This is a genomic window from Pantoea sp. sgz302252 (assembly GCF_047713085.1).
Lineage (GTDB): Bacteria > Pseudomonadota > Gammaproteobacteria > Enterobacterales > Enterobacteriaceae > Scandinavium.
This window is the reverse complement of record NZ_JBLFJW010000009.1, coordinates 13,327-34,563: the sequence shown is the minus strand read 5'-3', so window position 1 is coordinate 34,563 and position 21,237 is coordinate 13,327. Positions and strand designations below refer to the sequence as shown.

Here is a 21,237-nt window from a genome sequence, read left to right as displayed (position 1 = left end):
AGAAGCCGGGTGGCGGCTTCGCCTGACACCGGCCTACGAGAGATACCGAGCTTGTGCGCCAGAAAAATGGGGCAAAAAAAATGGCCGCCGGAGCGACCATTGTTCAGTTTCGCACTTACTGCGCAGCAGCAGGCTTACGCGGACGGCGACGACGCGGTGCGGCACCTTCTCTGCGTGGCTGATCGCCCTCAGCGCGACGAGCCTGACCGCCTGCGGCTGGTTTGTCACTGCGACGCGCCTGGCCGTTACCGGCTGGTTTATCACTGCGGCGTGCCTGACCACCGTCGTTACGACGAGGCTGGCCTTGACCACGACCCCCGCCGCCACGGCTTTGACGACCGTTTTGAATCGGCTCTGCCTGGATAGATGGATCGACGTCATAGCCCGGCACCGCAATACGCGGGATCTCTTTTTTCAGCAAACGCTCGATGTCGCGCAGCAGTTTGTGTTCATCCACACAAACCAGTGACAGCGCTTCACCCGTCGCGGCTGCACGCCCGGTACGACCGATACGGTGCACGTAATCTTCCGGGACGTTTGGCAGCTCGTAGTTCACCACGTGCGGCAGCTCTTCGATATCCAGGCCACGCGCCGCGATATCCGTTGCCACCAGCACGCGCAGATCGCCGGATTTAAACTCTGCCAGGGCACGAGTACGTGCGCCCTGGCTCTTGTTCCCGTGAATTGCGGCGCTGCGAATGCCGTCTTTGTTCAACTGCTCTGCCAGATGGTTGGCGCCATGCTTGGTACGGGTGAACACCAGCACCTGTTTCCAGTCGCCTTCGCCAATCATCTGCGACAGCAGTTCCCGCTTGCGTTTCTTATCCACGAAATGCACGTGCTGAGTGACTTGCTCAGAAGCGGTGTTGCGACGCGCCACTTCCACTTCCAGCGGGTTATGCAGCAATTTAGAGGCCAGCGCTTTGATCTCATCGGAGAAGGTCGCGGAGAACAGCAGGTTCTGACGCTTAGCAGGCAATTTCGCCAGCACGCGGCGGATATCATGGATGAAGCCCATATCCAGCATGCGGTCGGCTTCGTCCAGTACCAGAATTTCGACTTTATCGAGGCTCACCGCATTCTGGTGTTCGAGGTCTAACAGACGACCCGGCGTTGCCACCAGCACGTCAACACCCCCGCGCAGTTTCAGCATCTGCGGGTTAATGCTCACGCCGCCAAACACAACCATCGAACGAATATTGAGGTATTTACTGTACTCGCGAACGTTCTCGCCCACCTGAGCGGCCAGTTCACGAGTGGGGGTGAGGATCAGCGCACGAACCGGGCGACGGCCTTTCGCGTGCGGCTCTTTCTGCACCAGCTGTTGCAGCAGCGGCAGGGTAAATCCGGCGGTTTTGCCGGTACCGGTCTGGGCGCTCGCCATCAGGTCGCGGCCCTGCAGTACGCAAGGAATAGCCTGCTGCTGAATAGGGGTAGGCTGGCTGTAGCCCTGCTCCGCAATCGCGCGCAGGATCTCAGCGTTCAGGCCAAGGGTTTCAAAAGACATAACAACTCCGAACCGCCCCGACCATGACAGGTATCGTTTTCAGGGTGATAGTGATAGTGCGGTAAGACAAAAACGATAATGTCAGCAAGGGGCGGAGTGTAGCAGTTTTTGTGACACACCGCATAAAATATCCCTCTTCTCTTCATCTACGAAATAAATTGCCACTGAATGTGGACAAGGTGAAAAAACAGTCATAATCTTAATCAATCGATTGATTAACTTTGCGAGGCGCGATGAATACCACGCCCATTACCAGCAAAGGCGAACAAGCCAAAAACCAGCTTATCCGGGCGGCTATCGCCCAGTTTGGTGAATATGGCCTGCATGCCACCACCCGCGATATTGCCGCCCTTGCCGGGCAAAACATCGCCGCCATTCCCTACTATTTTGGCTCGAAGGAAGATCTCTATCTCGCCTGCGCCCAGTGGATTGCCGATTTCATTGGCAGCAACTTCCGCCCGCTTGCCGAAACAGGCGAGCAGTTGTTGAGCCAGCCCAATCCAGACAAAGACGCGATTCGCGACCTCATCCTCAGCGCCAGTAAAAACATGATCCTGCTGCTGACTCAGGATGAAACCGTCAATCTCAGTAAGTTTATCTCCCGTGAGCAGCTTTCGCCCTCACCCGCTTATCAATTAATTCACGACCAGGTGATTGCCCCGCTGCACGGGCATTTGACGCGCCTGATTGCCGCCTGGACAGGGCTTGATCCCAACGACACCCAAACCATTTTGCACACCCACGCGCTGCTCGGCCAAATCCTCGCCTTCCGTTTAGGCCAGGAAACCATTTTGCTGCGCACTGGCTGGGCGAAGTTTGATGAGGAAAAAGCCGGGATCATTTTCCAGGTGATCGCCACCCATATCGATCTCTTGCTGCAAGGACTCTCGCAAAGGAGCTGAAGTCATGAAAAAACCCATTATCCTCGGTCTGACGGTGGCACTCATCGTCGCGGCCATTGCCGCAGGGGCTTTCTGGTATCAGAGCAAAAAAGACAACGGCCTGACCCTCTATGGCAACGTGGATATTCGCACCGTCAATATGAGTTTCCGTGTCGGGGGACGCTTGCAGGCTTTGCAGGTGGATGAAGGGGATGCGATTAAAGCCGGGCAAACAGTGGGCGAGCTGGATCATGCCCCTTATGAAAATGCGCTGATGCAGGCCAAAGCCAACGTGGCCGCAGCCCAGGCGAAATATGACTTGCTGGTGGCAGGTTATCGCGACGAAGAAATCGCGCAGGCCGCCGCCGCGGTGCGTCAGGCAAAAGCCGCCGCTGATTATGCGCAAAACTTCTATCAACGTCAGCAGGGGTTGTGGAAAAGCCGGACTATTTCCGCCAACGACCTGGAAAATGCCCGTTCATCACGTGACCAGGCGCAAGCGACGCTGAAATCAGCCCAGGACAAACTGAACCAGTATCACGCCGGTAACCGTCCGCAGGAAATTGCTCAGGCCAAAGCCAGCCTCGAACAGGCTCAGGCGCAGCTGGCACAATCGCAGCTCGATTTGCAGGACACCACCCTGCTCGCCCCGTCTGACGGCACTATCCTGACTCGCGCCGTAGAGCCCGGCAGCATGCTCAACGCCGGAAGTACCGTGTTGACGCTTTCCCTGACGCGCCCGGTTTGGGTGCGAGCTTATGTCGATGAAAGCAGCCTGAATCAGGCCCAGCCAGGGCGCGAACTGCTGCTCTATACAGATGGTCGCCCAAATAAGCCTTATCACGGCAAAATTGGCTTTGTTTCCCCGACGGCAGAATTCACCCCCAAAACGGTTGAAACCCCAGACCTGCGCACAGATCTCGTCTATCGCTTACGCATTATCGTGACCGATGCCGATGATGCCCTGCGTCAGGGCATGCCGGTGACCGTGAAATTCCAGCAGGGAGACGCTCATGAGTGAAGCGGTGATTAAGCTTAACGGGCTTATCAAACGCTTTACCGGCATGGATAAGCCTGCGGTAGCAAAGCTGGATTGCACAATACAATCAGGCTATGTCACCGGGCTCGTCGGCCCCGATGGCGCGGGCAAAACCACACTGATGCGGATGCTGGCGGGATTACTGAAACCCGATGAAGGCAGCGTGAGCGTTATCGGCTACGACCCAATTAACGACAGCAGCGCCCTGCACGCCGCGCTCGGCTATATGCCGCAAAAATTCGGGTTGTACGAAGATTTAACGGTGATGGAAAACCTGACGCTGTATGCCGATTTACGCAGCGTCACCGGTGACGTTCGCGAGAAAACCTTCGCCCGGTTGCTGGAATTTACGTCGCTTGGCCCGTTTACCGAACGTCTGGCGGGCAAGCTTTCCGGTGGGATGAAACAAAAATTAGGCCTGGCTTGTACGCTGGTCGGCGAGCCAAAAGTTTTGCTGCTTGATGAACCGGGCGTCGGAGTTGACCCGATTTCACGCCGCGAACTGTGGCAAATGGTGCATGAACTGGCTGGCGACGGGATGCTGATCCTCTGGAGCACGTCTTATCTGGATGAGGCCGAACAGTGTCGCGACGTGCTGCTGATGAACGAAGGCGAGCTGCTGTATCAAGGCGAACCAAAAGCATTGACCGACACCATGCGCGGACGCAGTTTTCTGCTGAACAGCTCGCAAGAGAACAATCGCAAGCTGCTGCAACGCACGCTCAAATTACCGCAAGTGAGCGACGGCATGATTCAGGGCCGCTCCGTGCGCCTCATCCTTAAGAAAGACGCCGCAGCTAAAGATATTCGTCAGGCAGAAGGCATGCCAGACATTGAGATAGCTGAAACCGACCCTCGTTTTGAGGATGCGTTTATCGACCTGCTGGGCGGCGCTGGCACATCTGAATCGCCTCTCGCCGCCATTCTTCACACCGTAGAGGGCGAGCCCGGAGAAACAGTGATTGAGGCCAAAGAACTCACCAAGAAATTCGGTGATTTTGCCGCCACCGATCATGTCAACTTTGCCGTTAAACGCGGCGAGATTTTCGGCCTGCTCGGCCCAAATGGAGCGGGCAAATCCACCACCTTTAAAATGATGTGTGGCCTGCTGGTACCTACCTCCGGCAAAGCGCTGGTGCTGGACATGGATTTGAAAGTCAGCTCCGGCAAGGCTCGTCAGCATCTGGGCTATATGGCGCAAAAGTTCTCGCTGTACGGCAACCTGACGGTCGAGCAGAACATGCGCTTTTTCTCTGGCGTGTACGGTCTGCGCGGGAAAGCACAGACCGAAAAAATCGACAAGATGAGCGACGCTTTCGGCCTGAAAAGCATCAGCAACCACGCCACGGACGATTTGCCGCTCGGCTTTAAGCAACGACTGGCGCTGGCCTGCTCGTTGATGCACGAGCCGGATATTTTGTTTCTTGATGAGCCGACCTCCGGCGTCGACCCTATCACCCGCCGCGAGTTCTGGCTGCACATCAACAGCATGGTGGAAAAAGGCGTCACCGTGATGGTGACAACGCACTTTATGGACGAAGCGGAATATTGCGATCGCATTGGCCTGGTGTATCGCGGCAAGCTGATTGCCAGCGGCACGCCGGATGATTTGAAAGCCAAGGCGGCTGACGAGGAAACGACTGATCCAACGATGGAACAAGCGTTTATTACGCTTATCCATGACTGGGATAAGGAGCATGCCGATGGCCAGTAACGTTCTCTCCTGGCGACGGGTTCGCGCCTTGTGCGTGAAAGAAACCCGGCAGATTATTCGCGATCCCAGCAGTTGGCTGATTGCGGTGGTTATCCCGCTGATGCTGCTCTTTATCTTCGGCTACGGCATCAACCTCGATTCGAGCAAGCTGCGAGTGGGAATTTTACTGGAACAACGGAGCGAGGAAGCGCTCGACTTCGCCCACACCATGACCGGTTCGCCCTACATTGACGCCACCATAAGCGATAACCGCCAGGCGCTTATCCAGAAAATGCAGGCGGGCAAAATTCGCGGGCTGGTGGTTATCCCGGTGAACTTTGCCGCGCAAATGGCGCGCGACGGTGACGAAGCGCCGATTCAGGTGATCACCGACGGCAGCGAACCCAATACTGCCAACTTTGTGCAAGGCTACGTGCAGGGGATCTGGCAAATCTGGCAGATGCAACGAGCGGAGGACAGGGGCGAAAAGTTTGAGCCGCTTATCGACGTCCAGACGCGCTACTGGTTTAACCCGGCGGCCATCAGCCAGCACTTTATTATTCCTGGCGCGGTGACCATCATCATGACGGTTATCGGCGCGATCCTTACCTCGCTGGTGGTGGCCCGCGAGTGGGAGCGCGGCACCATGGAAGCGCTGCTCTCCACCGAAGTCACCCGCGCCGAGCTGCTGTTGTGCAAACTGATCCCTTACTATTTCCTCGGGATGCTGGCGATGCTGCTTTGTATGCTGGTGTCGGTGTTTATTCTCGGGGTGCCCTACCGCGGCTCGCTGGTGATTTTATTCTTCATTACCAGCCTGTTTCTGCTCAGCACGCTGGGCATGGGGCTGCTGATTTCCACTATTACCCGCAATCAGTTTAACGCTGCTCAGGTGGCGCTCAACGCCGCGTTTTTGCCGTCGATTATGCTGTCCGGGTTTATTTTCCAGATAGACAGCATGCCAGCGGCGATTCGCGTGGTGACGTACATCATTCCGGCACGCTATTTCGTCAGCACTCTGCAAAGCCTGTTTCTGGCGGGCAACATCCCGGTGGTACTGGTGATTAACGTACTGTTTTTGATTGCCTCGGCGGTGATGTTTATCGGCCTGACATGGCTGAAAACCAGGCGTCGGCTGGACTGACACATTGCCCGGTGGCGCTGCGCTGACCGGGCCTACGAGGTATGCAGTTTGTAGGTCGGGTCAGGCGCAGCCGCCACCCGACGCGGGTGATTAAGGAGTAAAGATGTTTCATCGCTTATGGACACTGATTCGAAAAGAGCTGCAATCGCTGCTGCGCGAACCGCAGACGCGGGCGATCCTGATTATGCCGGTGCTGATTCAGGTGTTCCTGTTCCCGTTCGCCGCCACGCTGGAAGTCACCAACGCCACGATTGCCATCTACAACGAAGACAACGGCAAACATGCGGTAGAACTGACTCAGCGCTTTGCCCGGGCTAAAGCCTTTACCCATATTCTGTTGCTGAAAAGCCCGCAGGAGATCCAGCCGACCATCGACACGCAAAAGGCCTTGCTGTTGGTGCGCTTCCCGGCGGATTTCTCCCGCAACATCGACAGCCTGCAAACTGCGCCGATGCAGCTGATTCTGGATGGACGCAACTCCAACAGCGCCCAGATTGCGGCGAATTATCTGCAACAGATTGTGGACGATTACCAACAGGAATTGCTCGACGGCAAGCCTAAGCCCAACAACAGCAAGCTGGTGGTGCGCAACTGGTACAACCCAAATCTGGATTACAAATGGTTCGTGGTGCCGTCATTGATAGCGATGATCACCACAATTGGGGTGATGATTGTCACGTCGCTTTCCGTTGCGCGTGAACGCGAACAAGGCACGCTGGATCAGCTTCTGGTTTCACCGCTCGCCACGTGGCAGATTTTTGTCGGCAAAGCGGTGCCAGCGCTGATTGTCGCCACCTTCCAGGCCAGTATCGTGCTGGCGATAGGTATCTTCGCCTATCAAATACCGTTCTCGGGATCGCTGGCGCTGTTTTACTTCACCATGATTGTGTATGGCTTGTCGCTGGTGGGATTTGGCTTATTGATTTCGTCGCTGTGCTCAACGCAGCAGCAGGCGTTTATCGGCGTGTTTGTGTTTATGATGCCGGCAATCCTGCTTTCGGGATATGTTTCCCCGGTTGAGAACATGCCCGTATGGTTGCAAAACGCGACGTGGATTAACCCGATTCGTCACTTTACGGATATTACCAAGCAGATTTATTTGAAGGATGCGAGCTTTGATATTGTCTGGCAGAGCTTGTGGCCGCTACTGGTGATAGCGACCACAACAGGCTCAGTGGCGTACGCGATGTTTCGCCGTCACGTTGCCTAACTTTTTGTCTTTCGCCAGCAGCGACACCATCGCCGGGCCGGCCAGAATGACCACGCCCGCCAGCGCCAGCAGCAGGTTGTTTTGCAGCACGCGTGAAAGCAACCACAGAACGATCACCGCCGCACCGAAATACCAGGTGGTGGTCAGCTCCTCCAGAAAATCGCCCACGTCACGCCAGCGTTCTTCGTGGTGGCGCTGGAGCATTAACATCAACAGCACCGTGACGCCGTAAAGCACGCAGAGCCCCAGCCCCACGCGCACCAGCGCCCCGCTCATCCATCCCAATACCAGAACTGCAACGACCAGCAGATGCAAAACAATCTGCCAGCAGCTCAGGCCAGTTGCGACACGAATTCGTTGTTGCCACTTCATGTCATCTCTCCCGAAGCATTTTCAACTGTTATTCAGAGTACCGGACTTTACGGAAAATTCCGTAACACCGCACCTTTTTGTGACGGCTACTACACTATTTTATTCAGGACAGTGACACTGGCAGGAGAATGATGCCCCAGAACTCAGCCCCTTTTTCCCTAAAAATACTGACGATCAACACCCATAAAGGCTTCGCCGCGTTTAACCGACGCTTCATGTTGCCGGAGTTGCGCGATGCGGTTCGTACCGTGGGCGCTGATATTGTTTGCCTGCAGGAAGTCCTTGGTGCCCATGAAGTTCACCCGCTGCATGTCGAGAACTGGCCGGACACCAGCCATTATGAATTTCTCGCCGATACCATGTGGAGTGACTATGCCTACGGCCGTAACGCGGTTTATCCCGAAGGTCATCACGGTAATGCGGTGCTGTCGCGCTTCCCGATTGAGCATTACGAAAACCGGGATATCTCGGTGGGCGAGAGTGAAAAGCGCGGCCTGCTTTATTGCCGGATTGTGCCGCCGCATTTATCAACGCCCATTCACGTTATCTGCGTACACCTCGGCTTGCGCGAGGCACATCGTCAGGCACAGCTTACGATGCTGAGCGAATGGGTAAACGGCTTGCCGAAAAATGAGCCGGTGATTGTGGCAGGTGACTTTAACGACTGGCGTTTGCGGGCAAACGCGCCGTTAAAAAAACATGCGGGGCTGGAAGAGATTTTCACCCGCGCGCTGGGCCGCCCGGTGCGAACCTTCCCGGTACGTTTTCCCTTATTACGGCTGGACAGAATCTACGTCAAAAACGCTCACGCCAGCCAGCCGACAGCCTTGACGCTGAGCCAGTGGCGACATCTTTCCGACCATGCGCCGTTGAGCGCGGAGATCCATCTATGAAATGCAGCTGGCGAGAAGGCAATCAAATCCAGCTTCTGGAGAACGGTGACCAGTATTATCCCGCGGTTTTCAGCGCCATTGAGCACGCTGAAAGCAAAATCATTCTGGAAACGTTTATCTGGTTTGAAGACAACATCGGCTGGCAATTACACGACGTTTTACTGAAAGCCGCCCAGCGCGGTGTGCAAATTGAAGTTCTGCTCGACGGCTACGGCTCGCCGGATCTGAGCGATCAATTCGTCGGCGAGTTAACCGCCGCGGGCGTGGTGTTTCGCTATTACGATCCGCGCCCTCGCCTGTTTGGCCTGCGCACCAACCTCTTTCGCAGAATGCACCGCAAAATTGTGGTGGTCGATGGCGTGGTGGCTTTTGTCGGCGGCATTAACTATTCCGCAGAACATATGTCCGACTACGGGCCCGAAGCGAAACAAGATTACGCCGTGCGCGTGGAAGGTCCGGTGGTACAGGATATTTTGCAGTTCGAGCTGGAAAACTTGCCGGGTAACGCCAACGCGCGCCGCTTCTGGCGACGTCGCCATCGACCAGAGGAAAACCGCACGCCGGGCGAGGCGCAAACGCTGTTCGTCTGGCGAGATAACGAAGAACATCGGGATGACATCGAACGGCATTATCTGAAGATGCTCGCTAACGCCCGGCGGGAAGTGATTATCGCCAATGCCTATTTCTTCCCGGGCTATCGTCTGCTGCACGCAATGCGCAATGCCGCACGCCGCGGTGTGACGGTGAAACTGGTGGTTCAGGGCGAACCGGACATGCCCATCGTGAAAGTCGGCGCGCGGCTGCTGTACAACTATCTGGTGAAAGGCGGCGTGCGGATTTTCGAATATCAGCGCCGCCCGCTGCACGGCAAAGTGGCGCTGATGGACGATCATTGGGCGACGGTCGGCTCCAGTAATCTCGATCCATTAAGTCTGTCACTCAATCTGGAAGCGAACCTGATCGTTCACGACAGAGCGTTTAATCAGACATTGCGGGACAACCTCAATCAGTTGATCGAACAGGACAGTCGGCAGGTCGATGCTTCGATGATCCCGAAACGCAGCTGGTGGAATCTGAGCAAAAGCGTGCTGGCGTTCCACTTCTTACGCCACTTCCCGGCGTTGGTCGGCTGGCTGCCAGCCCACACGCCGAAGCTGGCGCAGGTAGCGCCGCCCGTGCAAACCACGCTTGAAACCCAGGACCGAATTGAACCAGAGAATCCGGGGGTAAAACCCTGATGAGTCATTCACATCCTCGCTGGCGGCTGGCAAAAAAAATCCTGACGTGGCTGTTTTTCATCGCCGTGGCGGTGCTGCTGGTGGTTTACGCGCGCAAAGTCGACTGGCAGGAAGTGTGGAATGTCATTCGTGACTATAACCGCACCGCCCTGCTGAGTGCCGTTGCGTTGGTCATTTTCAGCTACCTGATTTACGGCTGCTACGATTTGCTCGGCCGGGCCTGGTGCGGCCACAAGCTGGCGAAACGCCAGGTGATGCTGGTGTCGTTTATCTGTTATGCCTTTAACCTGACGCTGAGCACCTGGGTTGGCGGAATTGGCATGCGCTATCGCTTGTATTCCCGGCTGGGATTACCCGGCGCAACCATCACCCGTATCTTCTCCTTGAGTATCACCACTAACTGGCTGGGGTACGTTCTGCTTGGCGGAGTTATCTTCAGCATCGGCGTTGTTGATTTGCCCGCACACTGGTATATCAGCGATACCACGCTGCGCATCATCGGGGCGGCGTTGCTACTGATGATTGCGGTTTATCTCTGGGCTTGTGCCTTCGCTAAACGACGTCACCTGACGGTCAGAGGCCAAAAACTGGTGTTGCCCTCCTGGCGTTTCGCCCTCGTGCAAATGGGGATTTCCAGCGCCAACTGGATGGCCATGGGGGCGATCATCTGGCTGCTGTTGGGGCAAGAGGTGAATTATTTCTTTGTGCTGGGCGTGTTGCTGGTGAGCAGTATCGCAGGTGTTATCGTACATATTCCAGCGGGCATTGGCGTGCTCGAAGCGGTATTCATCGCTCTGCTTGCAGGCGAACACGCTTCACAAGGCACCATTATCGCCGCGCTGCTGGCGTATCGGGTGCTCTATTTCTTTATTCCGCTAGCGTTAGCGACGGTGTGTTATCTGGGGCTGGAAAGCCGGGCGAAGAAGCTGAGAGCGAAGAATGAGAAGGTGATGGCCAAGTGAGATTCCCTGATTGCCGGGTGGCAGCTTCGGCTGACCCGGCCTACGGGCTTGTAGGCCCGGTAAGCGTCAGCGCCACCGGGCAACAAGGTTTAGCGGCGGTTGCCCATAATGCGCAGCAGCATCAGGAACAGGTTGATGAAATCAAGGTACAGCGTCAACGCGCCGAGGATTGCGTATTTGCGCAGGTTACTGCTGTCGCGAGTATCGATTTGCTCGCCAATTCTTTTCAGCTTCTGCGTGTCATAGGCTGTCAGACCCACAAACACCACCACGCCGATGTAAGTGACTGCCCACATCAGCGGGGTGCTCTTCAGCCAGATGTTCACCAGCGAGGCCAGCACAATACCAATCAGCGCCATAAACAGCATTTTGCCCATGCCGGTTAAATCGCGTTTGGTGGTGTAACCGTAGAGGCTCATCGCGCCGAACATCCCCGCAGTGACGATAAACGTACTGGCGATAGAGCTGTAGGTGTACGCGAGGAATATACTGGAAAGCGTCAGCCCGGTTAGCGCGGAATACAGCATGAACAGCGTGGTCGCCACGCCAGCACTCAGTCGCTGCACCATGCCGGAAAGCACGAACACCAGCGCCAGTTGGGCGATGATCAAACCAAAGAAAGTGATTTTACTGGAGAAGACAAACATCATCACCGCCGGGGTGTTCGCGGCATACCATGCCACAAATGCCGTCAGCAGCAATCCGCAGGTCATCCAGCCATACACCTGCGCCATATAGGTCTGCAGGCCTGAGCGTGCCTGCACGATTGAATCGGGACGCGAGTATCGGTCCATGATGAATACCTCTGAAAAATGGGTGTTTTATAAGCGTATCACAAGCGCTTGTAAAAGAGGTTCAAAAAACGTGTTTTACCAGCGCTTTGCGGCTTCCTGATCGCTGTCGCGGGATTCCACCCAGCGTTCACCTTCCGGCGTGGCTTCTCGTTTCCAGAACGGGGCGCGCGTTTTCAGGTAATCCATAATGAATTCCCCGGCGGCAAAAGCGCTGCCGCGGTGCACGCTGGTCACGCCGACAAACACAATTTCCTCGCCCGGCCACATTTCGCCGATGCGATGAATGACTGAAACGCGGCCGAGTTTCCAGCGGTTACGCGCTTCGTCGACGATTTCCGCCAGCGCCTTCTCCGTCATGCCAGGGTAGTGTTCCAGCGTCAGCGCTTTCACACTGTCGCCCAGATTGTGGTTGCGTACTTTGCCGGTAAAGGTGACGACCGCGCCGTCTTCATCACGCTCCGCCAGCCAGGTATATTCGGTGCCAACGTTAAAGCGCTCACTCGTCACACGGATCAGCGTTTCGCTCATCATTAGCCTCCTGTCACCGGCGGGAAGAAAGCCACTTCATCGCCATCGACAATCGGGTGAGAGCTTTCCACCAGCGTCTGGTTCACCGCCGACAGCAGCTTGCCCTCTTCCAGTGCTAACGCCCAGCGATCGCCTTTCGCCGCCAGTTGCTGACGCAATTGTTCTACCGTCGCGGCGTTGCAGTCGAGTTGCAGCGCATCGGTTCCCACCAGTTCACGCACCTGCGCGAAGAAAAGCACCTTAATCATACATCCGCCTTAAAATCGCCAGACTTACCGCCGCTTTTCGTCAGCAAACGAACCGGGCCAATCACCATGTCTTTTTGCACAGCTTTGCACATGTCGTAGATGGTCAGCGCGGCAACGGAGGCCGCTGTCAGGGCTTCCATTTCAACGCCTGTTTTGCCTGTCAGACGGCATAGCGTTTCAATGCGCACCTGGTTTTGTTCCGGCTGGGCTTCCAGGTTCACTTCCACTTTACTGAGCATCAGAGGATGGCAAAGCGGGATAAGATCCCAGGTGCGTTTAGCGGCCTGAATACCGGCAATACGCGCGGTGGCGAAGACATCGCCTTTGTGGTGGCTGCCGTCGATGATCATCGCCAGCGTTTCCGATTTCATGGTGACGAACGCTTCGGCGCGCGCTTCGCGCACCGTTTCTGCTTTGGCGGAAACATCCACCATATGGGCTTCACCGGCGGCGTTAATATGCGTCAGTTGCGACATGGTTTATTTCTTCAAATGAGGATGAAAATTACACGGACGGGTGCGCGCATCAAGCTGCGGCGCAATGATGTTTTCCCACGCGGTACGGCAGGCTTTGGTCGACCCTGGCATCGCGAAAATCAGCGTTTTGTTGGCAACGCCCGCGACGGCGCGAGATTGCAGCGTCGAGGTGCCAATCTCTTCAAACGACAGCATGCGGAACACTTCGCCGAAGCCTTCGACTTCGCGGTCAAACAACGGCAGCAACGCTTCTGGCACCTGATCACCCTCGGTCAATCCGGTGCCACCGTTAATCAGGACAACCTGCACGTCATCGCTGGCAATCCACGCAGAGACCTGGGCGCGAATCGCGTAGCGGTTCTCTTTCACAATAGCTTTGTCGGCAATATGGTGGCCCGCTTCCTGCGCCGAATCACGCAGATAATGGCCGGACGTGTCTTCGTCTTCGCCACGACGGCTGGAGACGGTAAGAATAGCGATGCGGGTCGGGATAAATTCAGCACTCACCTGACTCATAACAAACCTCCTTATTCTTCTGGTGGCTCGGCTCAGCCGCCGATATATGAAAGATTCTGAGTAATGCCGGTCTCACCCTGATGCAGGAAATGGGTCTGCTTTTTCTGCGCCAGAGCGGTTGAGATACGGGTTTCGAGATCGGGCTGCTGGGCGTCTTCGGCCAGCAGATCGCGAAGATCAACGCCACCGTCGCCGAACAGGCACAAATGCAGTTTTCCCGTAGAGGAGACGCGCAGCCGGTTGCAGCTGGCGCAGAAATCTTTCTCGTACGGCATGATGAGCCCAATTTCCCCGGCGTAATCAGGGTGGCAGAAGACCTGCGCCGGGCCGTCGCTGCGCTGGCGAATCTGGTGGATCCAGCCGCGTTTAAGCAGTTCGTCGCGCAGCACCATGCCGGAGATGTGATGTTTGTGGAACAGCTCGCTGCCCTCGCCGGTTTCCATCAACTCAATGAAACGCAACTGAATCGGGCGCGGTTTGATCCAGGCCAGGAAGGTATCGAGCTGGTGATGGTTCACATCACGCATCAGCACGGTGTTGACCTTCACTTTTTCAAACCCGGCAGCAAAGGCCGCATCGATGCCCTCCATCACCTGCTGGAATTTATCCTGCCCGGTGATGGCGTGAAACTGGCGTGCGTCGAGGCTGTCGACGCTGACATTGACGTGCGTTAATCCGGCCTCGCGCCAGTTTTGTGCATCACGCGCAAGACGATAACCGTTGGTGGTGACCGCAATCTGGCGAATCTGCTCGTTTTCGCGCACAGCGGCAATGATGTCGGTGAAATCACGGCGTAACGAAGGTTCGCCGCCCGTCAGGCGCACTTTTTCTGTACCCATGGCGGAAAACGCACGGGTGACACGGCGGATTTCAGCCACGGAGAGAAAGCCGTTATTGCTGACGCCGCCGGGCTTATAGCCATCGGGCAGGCAATAGGTGCAACGGAAGTTGCACACATCGGTAATCGACAAACGCAAATAGTAGAACTTGCGCGCGAAAGCATCGGTGAGTTGTGGAGCCATGTACACCTTTCCAGATACGGGAGGCACAGTCATTTCTTTCTGTACCCTGGTGACTGTCGTCACGGCCAGAGCGCCATATCCTCAGACTTAGGCACAAAGGCTAGAGTGTAACTTTCGATTTTCGAAAGCGGGTTAAGCCGATAGTAGCGTGGAAATGCCAGTTTCGCCATTCCGTGCATTCGCTATATAATCTTATACATAGCGACCTGATCGTGCAGTTTCGCTACAGAATACGCAAAAATCACACTTTTGCATTGATATGTGTCATTTTGCCCTAACCCTGGCATCGTTTTTTAGGGGGAGTTACGCTAAGGTGGCAGGGTTCGTTTTTCATAAGGAATTTTATGCGCAATCGTACTTTTGCGGATCTCGACAGGGTTGTGGCGCTCGGCGGCGGGCACGGTCTGGGGCGAGTGATGTCTTCGCTCTCCTCTCTGGGGTCTCGCCTGACAGGCATCGTCACCACCACCGATAACGGCGGGTCAACCGGTCGTATTCGCCGCGCCGAAGGCGGCATTGCCTGGGGCGATATGCGCAATTGTCTGAATCAATTAATCACCGAGCCGAGCGTGGCCTCCGCCATGTTTGAGTACCGCTTTGGTGGCAATGGCGAACTTTCCGGGCATAACCTCGGTAATCTGATGTTAAAAGCGCTGGATCACCTGAGCGTGCGGCCGCTGGAAGCGATCAATTTGATCAGAAACCTGTTGAAAGTCGAGGCTTCGCTGATCCCGATGTCCGAAGTCCCGGTTGACCTGATGGCTATCGACGATGAAGGTCATGAAATCTACGGTGAAGTGAATATCGATCAGCTGAAGCTGCCACCGAAAGAACTGATGCTTTCTCCGTCCGTGCCTGCCACGCGCGAAGCGGTGCACGCGATTGCAGAAGCAGATTTAATCCTGATTGGCCCAGGCAGTTTCTACACCAGCCTGATGCCGATTCTGCTGCTGGAAGATATGGCGCAAGCGCTTCGTCGCACGCCAGCGCCGATGGTCTATATCGGCAATCTGGGCAAAGAGCTAAGCCCTGCCGCGGCCAGTTTGTCGCTGAAAGCTAAACTCGAACTGATGGAGCATTACGTCGGCAAGCCGGTGATTGATGCCGTGGTCGTTGGGCCAAAAGCGGATGTGTCTGAGATGGCAGGACGGGTCGTGATTCAGACCCAGCTCGAAGCCAGTGATATTCGCTATCGCCACGACAGACACCTGCTGCGCGATGCGCTGGAACAGGCCATTCAGGCGCTGGGTTAACGCCTTTTCTGCGTGCTGGTTGAGCACTGGCACGCTTATCACTACGCCCTAATGTAAATGGTTTTATTTTCCCCGAACGAAATCACCGTCCCCTCACTGGAATACGTAAAGGTGTTTGCTTCTAAAAAATCAACAGCAGTGAACACTGCCCCGCAGGAAATCAATTCATCCCCCCCAATGCCTATGCAGAGAGAGCCTGCTGAAACTGCTGAAATAACACCACTCTTAGCGTCCTCAAAAACAAGCGTTTCCCCAGGTGAAAGAGTCAATTTTTCTGCCGCAAGAAGATACGGATCGGGGTACGGTTTGCCTCTTTTAACATCGTCTCTCTCCACTATTACCGAGAAAAATGATTGAGCATTGAGGGCCTCAATCACACGATCTATTTTATATCTCCATCCGCTAGTGACGATCCCCAAAGGGATGCCGGCCTCCGTTAATTTTTTAACGAAGTCAGCAACACCTGGGATGGGCACAAAATCCGCAGTATTCTCAGTGTGGATAATATGTGTCTGTACTTTTTGCTGATCTATTGTTGGCAGATGCCCAAATAAGGCCTTTATCGTATGAGGTCCGGGTTGCCCGTGGATATGATTATGTATGTCATCCTCTGAGATTTTTATCCCATACATTTCTCCAGCTTCAGTCCAGGCCCTTTCGATCACGCCTCTGGAATCAACCAATACCCCATCCATATCAAATAGCACTGCTTTAATTTTTCTATCATCTACATTCATTTACCCTATCCTTTTAGTTTAACTTTGATTTCTCGTTTGCTATGACTAATTGCCCTAACGATATTCTGTCATCATTGCTCATCACGCCCCTAATAGGTCATAAAAACGGTCTTCAACCCCATATTTACCAAAGCTAAATAAAATGTATAATCAAGAAAACCACAGGTTTGATAACATAATGGAATAAATAATATGGACGTAAAGCTGATCAGAGCCTTCATCGCCCTGGCTGAAAATGAAAACTACCATTCTGCTGCTGAAGCCCTTTGTGTGACCCAACCTGCTTTAACAAAATACATTCAAACATTAGAAAAACAAATAGGAGCAAAGCTATTTATACGTGGTCGGCATGGATCATATCTCACCGCCACGGGCGAGAATCTCTACCCTAAAAGCAAAGAGTTTTTAAAAACGCACAATGAATTCAATGCCTGTCTTAATACAATAAAAAACGAAAAGTCGCAAAAGCTGTCCATTGCATTTGGAATTTCCAGTTATAAAATAGCTCCTGAGCTAGTTAAAACATTTAACAAAAGAAACAAGAATATCGAAATTTCGTTAAAAGACACCCCTTCAAATATACAATGCCAGTTATTAATTGAAGGAGATATTGACATAGGATTCTTACGTTTACCTGTTGATGAAAAACTTAGCGCCACAATGATAATGAATGAACACTTTGCACTCGCCGTTCATCAGGACATTAATAAAACAATCGGAATAAAATCGATAATTCAGGATAACAACCTGATCATGATAAATGAAAATGCCTCTCCCTGCCTCTACGGGTTAACCAAAAACTTTATTGCGAACGTTGGATTAGAACCCGGCGTGTATACTGAAACGGATGATATTCATACCCTTCTCGCTTTAGTCGCAGCCCAAAACGGTGTTGCATTACTGCCCTCTGCCGCTCGTCATTTTTTGCCTCCGAACGTTACCTTGATCCCTTGCCCTCTCATCAATGACAGCTGGCCCATTGGAATCGCATGGAATCCTAAAATAAAAAACCCTCTCCGGGATTCCTTCTTAGAACTGATTGCGACTATTGACGAGAATGTACTCGTCAATTCGGACACAAAGTCCTGACGCAAAGGGGCCGTTGATGATTGGCATCCGGGCAAGTCCTACCGCCTGTGGCTGCGCATGCTTGTCTGCTGCATTTTAAGACAAACCTTAATTTCTTAAGGTTGTCTTAAAGCTGGATTGTCATCATAGCGTCATCTTTTTCTGCCGGATGCTTTGTGATGTCACGATTTTCTCTTCGTCGTCCAACCCTTGGGCACGTTAGCTATCTGATTCTGTGCGCGTTTTATATGTCGCTGTTTTTGAATGTCGCATTCTATAAACAAGCGTTCGCGCTGCTGCCCGTCGATGGCCTGCATAACGCCCTGGTGTTCGCCACCATGCCGATTGTGCTGATTTGTGCCCTTAACATCATTCTGACGCTGTCCTCATTCCTGTGGCTTGATCGCCTGTTGGTCAGCCTCTTTATTCTGCTGGGTGCCTCGGCGCAGTACTTCATCATGAACTTTGGCGTGGTGATTGACCGCTCGATGATCACCAACATTATCGACACCACGCCAGCAGAAAGCTTTGCCCTGATGTCGACCAAAATGGTGCTGACCATTGCGCTTTCTGGCGTATTGGCGGTGCTTATTGCACTGTGGATCAAGGTGAAAAAACCGGCCCGCGCCTGGAAAAGCATCGCGCTGCGTCTGGCGAGCATTGGCGGCTCTGCGCTGCTGATCGTGATTATCGCCCTGCTGTTTTATAAAGATTACGCGTCGCTGTTCCGTAATAACAAAGAGCTGGTGAAGTCACTCAACCCGTCTAACAGCGTTGTGGCCATCAACTCCTGGTATTCACACAACCGTCTGGCGCACCTGCCGCTGGTGCATATCGGTGAAGACGCGACCCAAAAACCTGAGATGAAAAACGGCCCTCGCCGTAACCTGACGATTCTGGTGTTGGGCGAAACATCACGTGCAGAAAACTTCTCGCTGGGCGGCTACGAACGCGACACTAATCCACGTCTGGCAAAAGACGATGTGGTGTATTTCCCGAAAACCACCTCTTGTGGCACCGCGACGGCTGTTTCCGTGCCGTGCATGTTCTCCAACATGCCACGCGACCACTACAACGCTGAACTGGCGCAGCATCAGGAAGGCCTGCTGGACGTGATTCAGCGTGCTGGCATCAACGTGCTGTGGAATGAAAACGACGGTGGCTGTAAAGGCGCTTGCGACAGGGTCCCGCATCAGGACATGACCCGTCTGGATTTGCCGGGCCAGTGTATCAACGGCGAATGCTATGACGACGTACTGTTCCACGGTCTGGAAGACTACATCAACAACCTGAAAGGCGATGGCGTAATTGTCTTACACACCATCGGCAGCCACGGCCCAACCTATTACAACCGCTATCCAAAAGACCTGCGGACGTTCAGCCCAACCTGTGACAGCAATGAAATTCAGAACTGCTCTCGCGAAGAGCTGGTGAATACCTACGACAATACCATTGTGAACGTGGATTATATCGTCGATAAGGCCATCAAATTGCTGGAGTCGAAGCAGAACACCTTTACCACCAGCCTGGTTTATCTGTCCGATCACGGTGAATCACTGGGTGAAAATGGCGTCTATCTGCACGGTCTGCCGTGGTCTATCGCTCCGGATACGCAGAAGCATGTGCCGATGCTCATTTGGCTGTCACCGGATTATCAGCAGCGTTATGGCGTGAATTATGAGTGTCTGAAAGATCACGCAAAAGCAAACGACTATTCCCAGGATAACTTATTCTCTACCATGTTAGGTTTAGCGGGTGTGAGTACCAGGGAATACCAGGCGAACGACGATATTCTGGCGTCGTGCAGAGGAGCGAAATAAATGAAAGTGCTGGTCGTTGAAGACGATGCGTTATTACTGCAAGGATTGATCCTCGCGATGCAAAGCGAAGGGTACGTCTGCGATGGCGTGACCACCGCCCATGAAGCCGCGTTGTGCCTGGCCAACGGCCATTACAGCCTGATCGTGTTAGATCTCGGGCTGCCTGATGAAGATGGCCTCAGTTTTCTGGCGCGTATTCGTCGTGAAAAAATCAGCTTGCCGGTCTTGATCCTTACCGCCCGTGATACCGTCAGCGACCGTATCACCGGGCTGGATACCGGTGCCGATGACTATCTGGTCAAACCGTTTGCTCTGGAAGAACTCAACGCCCGTGTACGCGCCCTGCTGCGTCGTCACAATAATCAGGGCGATAACGAAATCAGCGTCGGCAATCTGCACGTCAATGTGACCCGTCGCCTGGTTTCACTGGGCGAGACACCGCTTGAATTAACACCGAAAGAGTATGCCCTGCTGTCTCGCCTGATGGCGAAAGCAGGCAGCCCGGTGCACCGCGAAATCCTCTACAACGACATCTACAGTTGGGATAACGAGCCTTCGACCAATACGTTAGAAGTGCATATCCACAACCTGCGCGACAAAATCGGCAAATCCCGTATCCGCACGGTGCGAGGTTTTGGCTATATGCTGGTGAAAGACGACGGAGAGGCGTAAATGAATCTGCCGTTCCTTCAAGATGTGAAATGGACAATGCGTCGTCAGCTCCTGCTGACGATTGCCAGCATCCTGTTGGTTTGTCAGGTCATCAGCGTGTTCTGGCTGTGGCATGAAAGCCAGGAGCAAATTCAGCTTTTAGTGCAGAGCGCCGTTGACGGCCACAACAACCATAAACACATTGAGCATGAAGTGCGTGAAGCCGTTGCCAGCCTGCTGATCCCCAGCATGCTGATCATCGGGCTGGCGCTGTGGATTTGTTTGCAGGCCGTGAAGCGCATCACTCGCCCGCTGTTAGATCTTCAGCAAGAACTGAACTCCCGCACCCCAGACAACCTGAAGCCGATTGAACTGCCACATTCCGTCAGCGAAGTCGACGAGGTAACCGCAGCGATTAATCAGCTGGTAGGCCGCCTGAATCAGACCCTCGATCGCGAAAGAATGTTTACCGCCGACGTCGCCCACGAGCTTCGCACTCCGCTTGCAGGACTGCGTCTGCATCTTGAGTTGATGGCTAAGATGCACACCGCGAATGTCGATCCGCTGTTGCAACGCCTGGATCAGATGACCGAAAGCATTTCCCAACTGTTGCAGTTGGCCCGTGTCGGCCAGTCGTTTTCTGCGGGAAGCTACCAGCAGGTACCGCTCATTGAAGAGGTGATCCTGCCGATTCAGGGCGAACTGGAAACCATGCTCGAACAACGTGGGCAAACCCTGAAGCTGCCTGAGGGTGAACCTGAAGTCACTGTTTCTGGCGATGCCACGTTGCTGCGAGTGTTGTTACGCAATCTGGTTGAAAACGCCCATCGCTACAGCCCTGAAAACTCCACCATCACCGTGACAGTCGATAAAGGGATGATGGCGGTTGAAGATGAAGGCCCGGGCATTGATGAAGCGAAAAGTGGCGAGTTGAGTAAAGCATTTGTGCGGATGGACAGCCGGTACGGCGGGATCGGACTTGGGCTCAGCATTGTTACCCGCATCGCACAGTTGCACGATGCGCAGTTCTTTCTGCATAACCGTAAATCGGTGTCGGGCGTGAAAGCGTGGGTGAAATTTTCCCGCCGTGGGCGTTAATCAGTAAGTCAAAATCCACTGATGGAAAAAGCCGATGACGATAAGAAAGGAAACCAGAACGGTGAGTGTTGTTAACAAATCCTGTTT

22 protein-coding genes and 1 riboswitch are annotated in these 21,237 nt (G+C 54.1%); of the genes, 13 read left to right on the top strand and 9 right to left on the bottom strand.

Features of this window, described 5'->3' with window-relative positions; all coding sequences use genetic code 11:
* Positions 1–115: 115 nt before the first annotated feature.
* Positions 116–1,507, bottom strand: a complete 1,392-nt coding sequence (gene rhlE, locus ACLW56_RS08925; protein WP_330983424.1) for an ATP-dependent RNA helicase RhlE — start codon at positions 1,505–1,507, stop codon at positions 116–118.
* Positions 1,508–1,740: 233 nt separating this feature from the next.
* On the opposite strand from rhlE, the gene cecR reads away from it, so the two are divergent.
* The 5 genes from cecR to ACLW56_RS08900 all read left to right on the top strand — a co-directional run bounded on the left by cecR (position 1,741) and on the right by ACLW56_RS08900 (position 7,474).
* Positions 1,741–2,409, top strand: coding sequence for a transcriptional regulator CecR (gene cecR, locus ACLW56_RS08920; protein WP_330983423.1), 669 nt, complete (start codon positions 1,741–1,743; stop codon positions 2,407–2,409).
* Between the two features lie 4 nt (positions 2,410–2,413).
* On the top strand, positions 2,414–3,409 hold the full coding sequence (hlyD, locus tag ACLW56_RS08915) for a secretion protein HlyD (protein WP_330983422.1): 996 nt from the start codon (positions 2,414–2,416) through the stop codon (positions 3,407–3,409).
* Positions 3,402–5,141 carry an ATP-binding cassette domain-containing protein gene (locus ACLW56_RS08910; protein WP_330983421.1) on the top strand — a complete coding sequence of 580 codons (1,740 nt, stop codon included), beginning with the start codon at positions 3,402–3,404 and terminating at the stop codon, positions 5,139–5,141. Before hlyD ends, ACLW56_RS08910 begins: the two co-directional genes overlap by 8 nt.
* Entirely contained in the window at positions 5,131–6,264 is a 1,134-nt protein-coding gene (locus tag ACLW56_RS08905) for an ABC transporter permease (RefSeq protein WP_330983420.1), read from the top strand. Before ACLW56_RS08910 ends, ACLW56_RS08905 begins: the two co-directional genes overlap by 11 nt.
* A 103-nt stretch (positions 6,265–6,367) precedes the next feature.
* Positions 6,368–7,474 carry an ABC transporter permease gene (locus ACLW56_RS08900; protein WP_330983419.1) on the top strand — a complete coding sequence of 369 codons (1,107 nt, stop codon included), beginning with the start codon at positions 6,368–6,370 and terminating at the stop codon, positions 7,472–7,474.
* On the opposite strand, the gene ACLW56_RS08895 is transcribed toward ACLW56_RS08900, so the two are convergent.
* Complete coding sequence (locus tag ACLW56_RS08895) at positions 7,436–7,846, bottom strand: YbhQ family protein (protein WP_330983418.1); 411 nt, start codon at positions 7,844–7,846, stop codon at positions 7,436–7,438. The genes ACLW56_RS08900 and ACLW56_RS08895 overlap by 39 nt on opposite strands.
* A gap of 131 nt (positions 7,847–7,977) precedes the next feature.
* Here ACLW56_RS08895 and ACLW56_RS08890 point away from each other — a divergent pair, with 131 nt between their 5' ends.
* The 3 genes from ACLW56_RS08890 to ACLW56_RS08880 are packed head-to-tail and all read left to right on the top strand — an operon-like array spanning position 7,978 to position 10,939.
* Positions 7,978–8,739, top strand: coding sequence for an endonuclease/exonuclease/phosphatase family protein (locus ACLW56_RS08890; protein WP_330983417.1), 762 nt, complete (start codon positions 7,978–7,980; stop codon positions 8,737–8,739).
* Entirely contained in the window at positions 8,736–9,977 is a 1,242-nt protein-coding gene (gene clsB / locus ACLW56_RS08885) for a cardiolipin synthase ClsB (protein WP_330983416.1), read from the top strand. Before ACLW56_RS08890 ends, clsB begins: the two co-directional genes overlap by 4 nt.
* A complete protein-coding gene (locus ACLW56_RS08880; protein ID WP_330983415.1) occupies positions 9,977–10,939 on the top strand; it encodes a YbhN family protein in 963 nt (320 codons plus the stop codon). The genes clsB and ACLW56_RS08880 overlap by 1 nt, the downstream gene beginning before the upstream one ends.
* Before the next feature lie 89 nt (positions 10,940–11,028).
* On the opposite strand, the gene ACLW56_RS08875 is transcribed toward ACLW56_RS08880, so the two are convergent.
* The 6 genes from ACLW56_RS08875 to moaA all read right to left on the bottom strand — a co-directional run bounded on the left by ACLW56_RS08875 (position 11,029) and on the right by moaA (position 14,523).
* Positions 11,029–11,733: a Bax inhibitor-1/YccA family protein gene (locus tag ACLW56_RS08875; protein WP_330983414.1), complete on the bottom strand. Its 705-nt coding sequence runs from the start codon at positions 11,731–11,733 to the stop codon at positions 11,029–11,031.
* A gap of 75 nt (positions 11,734–11,808) precedes the next feature.
* A complete protein-coding gene (moaE, locus tag ACLW56_RS08870) occupies positions 11,809–12,261 on the bottom strand; it encodes a molybdopterin synthase catalytic subunit MoaE (protein WP_330983413.1) in 453 nt (150 codons plus the stop codon).
* A gap of 2 nt (positions 12,262–12,263) precedes the next feature.
* Positions 12,264–12,509 carry a molybdopterin synthase sulfur carrier subunit gene (moaD, locus tag ACLW56_RS08865; RefSeq protein ID WP_330983412.1) on the bottom strand — a complete coding sequence of 82 codons (246 nt, stop codon included), beginning with the start codon at positions 12,507–12,509 and terminating at the stop codon, positions 12,264–12,266.
* Positions 12,506–12,985, bottom strand: coding sequence for a cyclic pyranopterin monophosphate synthase MoaC (gene moaC, locus ACLW56_RS08860; protein ID WP_330983411.1), 480 nt, complete (start codon positions 12,983–12,985; stop codon positions 12,506–12,508). Before moaC ends, moaD begins: the two co-directional genes overlap by 4 nt.
* A 3-nt stretch (positions 12,986–12,988) precedes the next feature.
* The gene (moaB, locus tag ACLW56_RS08855) at positions 12,989–13,501 is read right to left on the bottom strand and encodes a molybdenum cofactor biosynthesis protein B (RefSeq protein ID WP_330983410.1); all 513 of its coding nucleotides are present in this window, start codon (positions 13,499–13,501) and stop codon (positions 12,989–12,991) included.
* A gap of 32 nt (positions 13,502–13,533) precedes the next feature.
* On the bottom strand, positions 13,534–14,523 hold the full coding sequence (gene moaA / locus ACLW56_RS08850) for a GTP 3',8-cyclase MoaA (RefSeq protein ID WP_330983409.1): 990 nt from the start codon (positions 14,521–14,523) through the stop codon (positions 13,534–13,536).
* A riboswitch (molybdenum cofactor riboswitch) is annotated at positions 14,511–14,643 on the bottom strand. Its footprint overlaps the gene before it by 13 nt.
* A 224-nt stretch (positions 14,644–14,867) precedes the next feature.
* Here moaA and yvcK point away from each other — a divergent pair.
* Positions 14,868–15,776: a uridine diphosphate-N-acetylglucosamine-binding protein YvcK gene (yvcK, locus tag ACLW56_RS08845; protein WP_330983408.1), complete on the top strand. Its 909-nt coding sequence runs from the start codon at positions 14,868–14,870 to the stop codon at positions 15,774–15,776.
* Between the two features lie 41 nt (positions 15,777–15,817).
* Here yvcK and ACLW56_RS08840 read toward each other — a convergent pair whose 3' ends face one another.
* A complete protein-coding gene (locus ACLW56_RS08840; protein ID WP_330983407.1) occupies positions 15,818–16,513 on the bottom strand; it encodes an HAD family phosphatase in 696 nt (231 codons plus the stop codon).
* Between the two features lie 192 nt (positions 16,514–16,705).
* Here ACLW56_RS08840 and ACLW56_RS08835 point away from each other — a divergent pair, with 192 nt between their 5' ends.
* The 4 genes from ACLW56_RS08835 (at position 16,706) to pmrB (ending at position 21,150) form a co-directional block, all read left to right on the top strand.
* A complete protein-coding gene (locus ACLW56_RS08835; protein WP_330983406.1) occupies positions 16,706–17,602 on the top strand; it encodes a LysR family transcriptional regulator in 897 nt (298 codons plus the stop codon).
* 158 nt (positions 17,603–17,760) lie between these two features.
* On the top strand, positions 17,761–19,401 hold the full coding sequence (gene eptA / locus ACLW56_RS08830; RefSeq protein WP_330983405.1) for a phosphoethanolamine transferase EptA: 1,641 nt from the start codon (positions 17,761–17,763) through the stop codon (positions 19,399–19,401).
* Positions 19,402–20,073 carry a two-component system response regulator PmrA gene (gene pmrA / locus ACLW56_RS08825; RefSeq protein ID WP_330983404.1) on the top strand — a complete coding sequence of 224 codons (672 nt, stop codon included), beginning with the start codon at positions 19,402–19,404 and terminating at the stop codon, positions 20,071–20,073.
* Entirely contained in the window at positions 20,074–21,150 is a 1,077-nt protein-coding gene (gene pmrB / locus ACLW56_RS08820) for a two-component system sensor histidine kinase PmrB (RefSeq protein ID WP_330983403.1), read from the top strand.
* Positions 21,151–21,237: the final 87 nt, after the last annotated feature.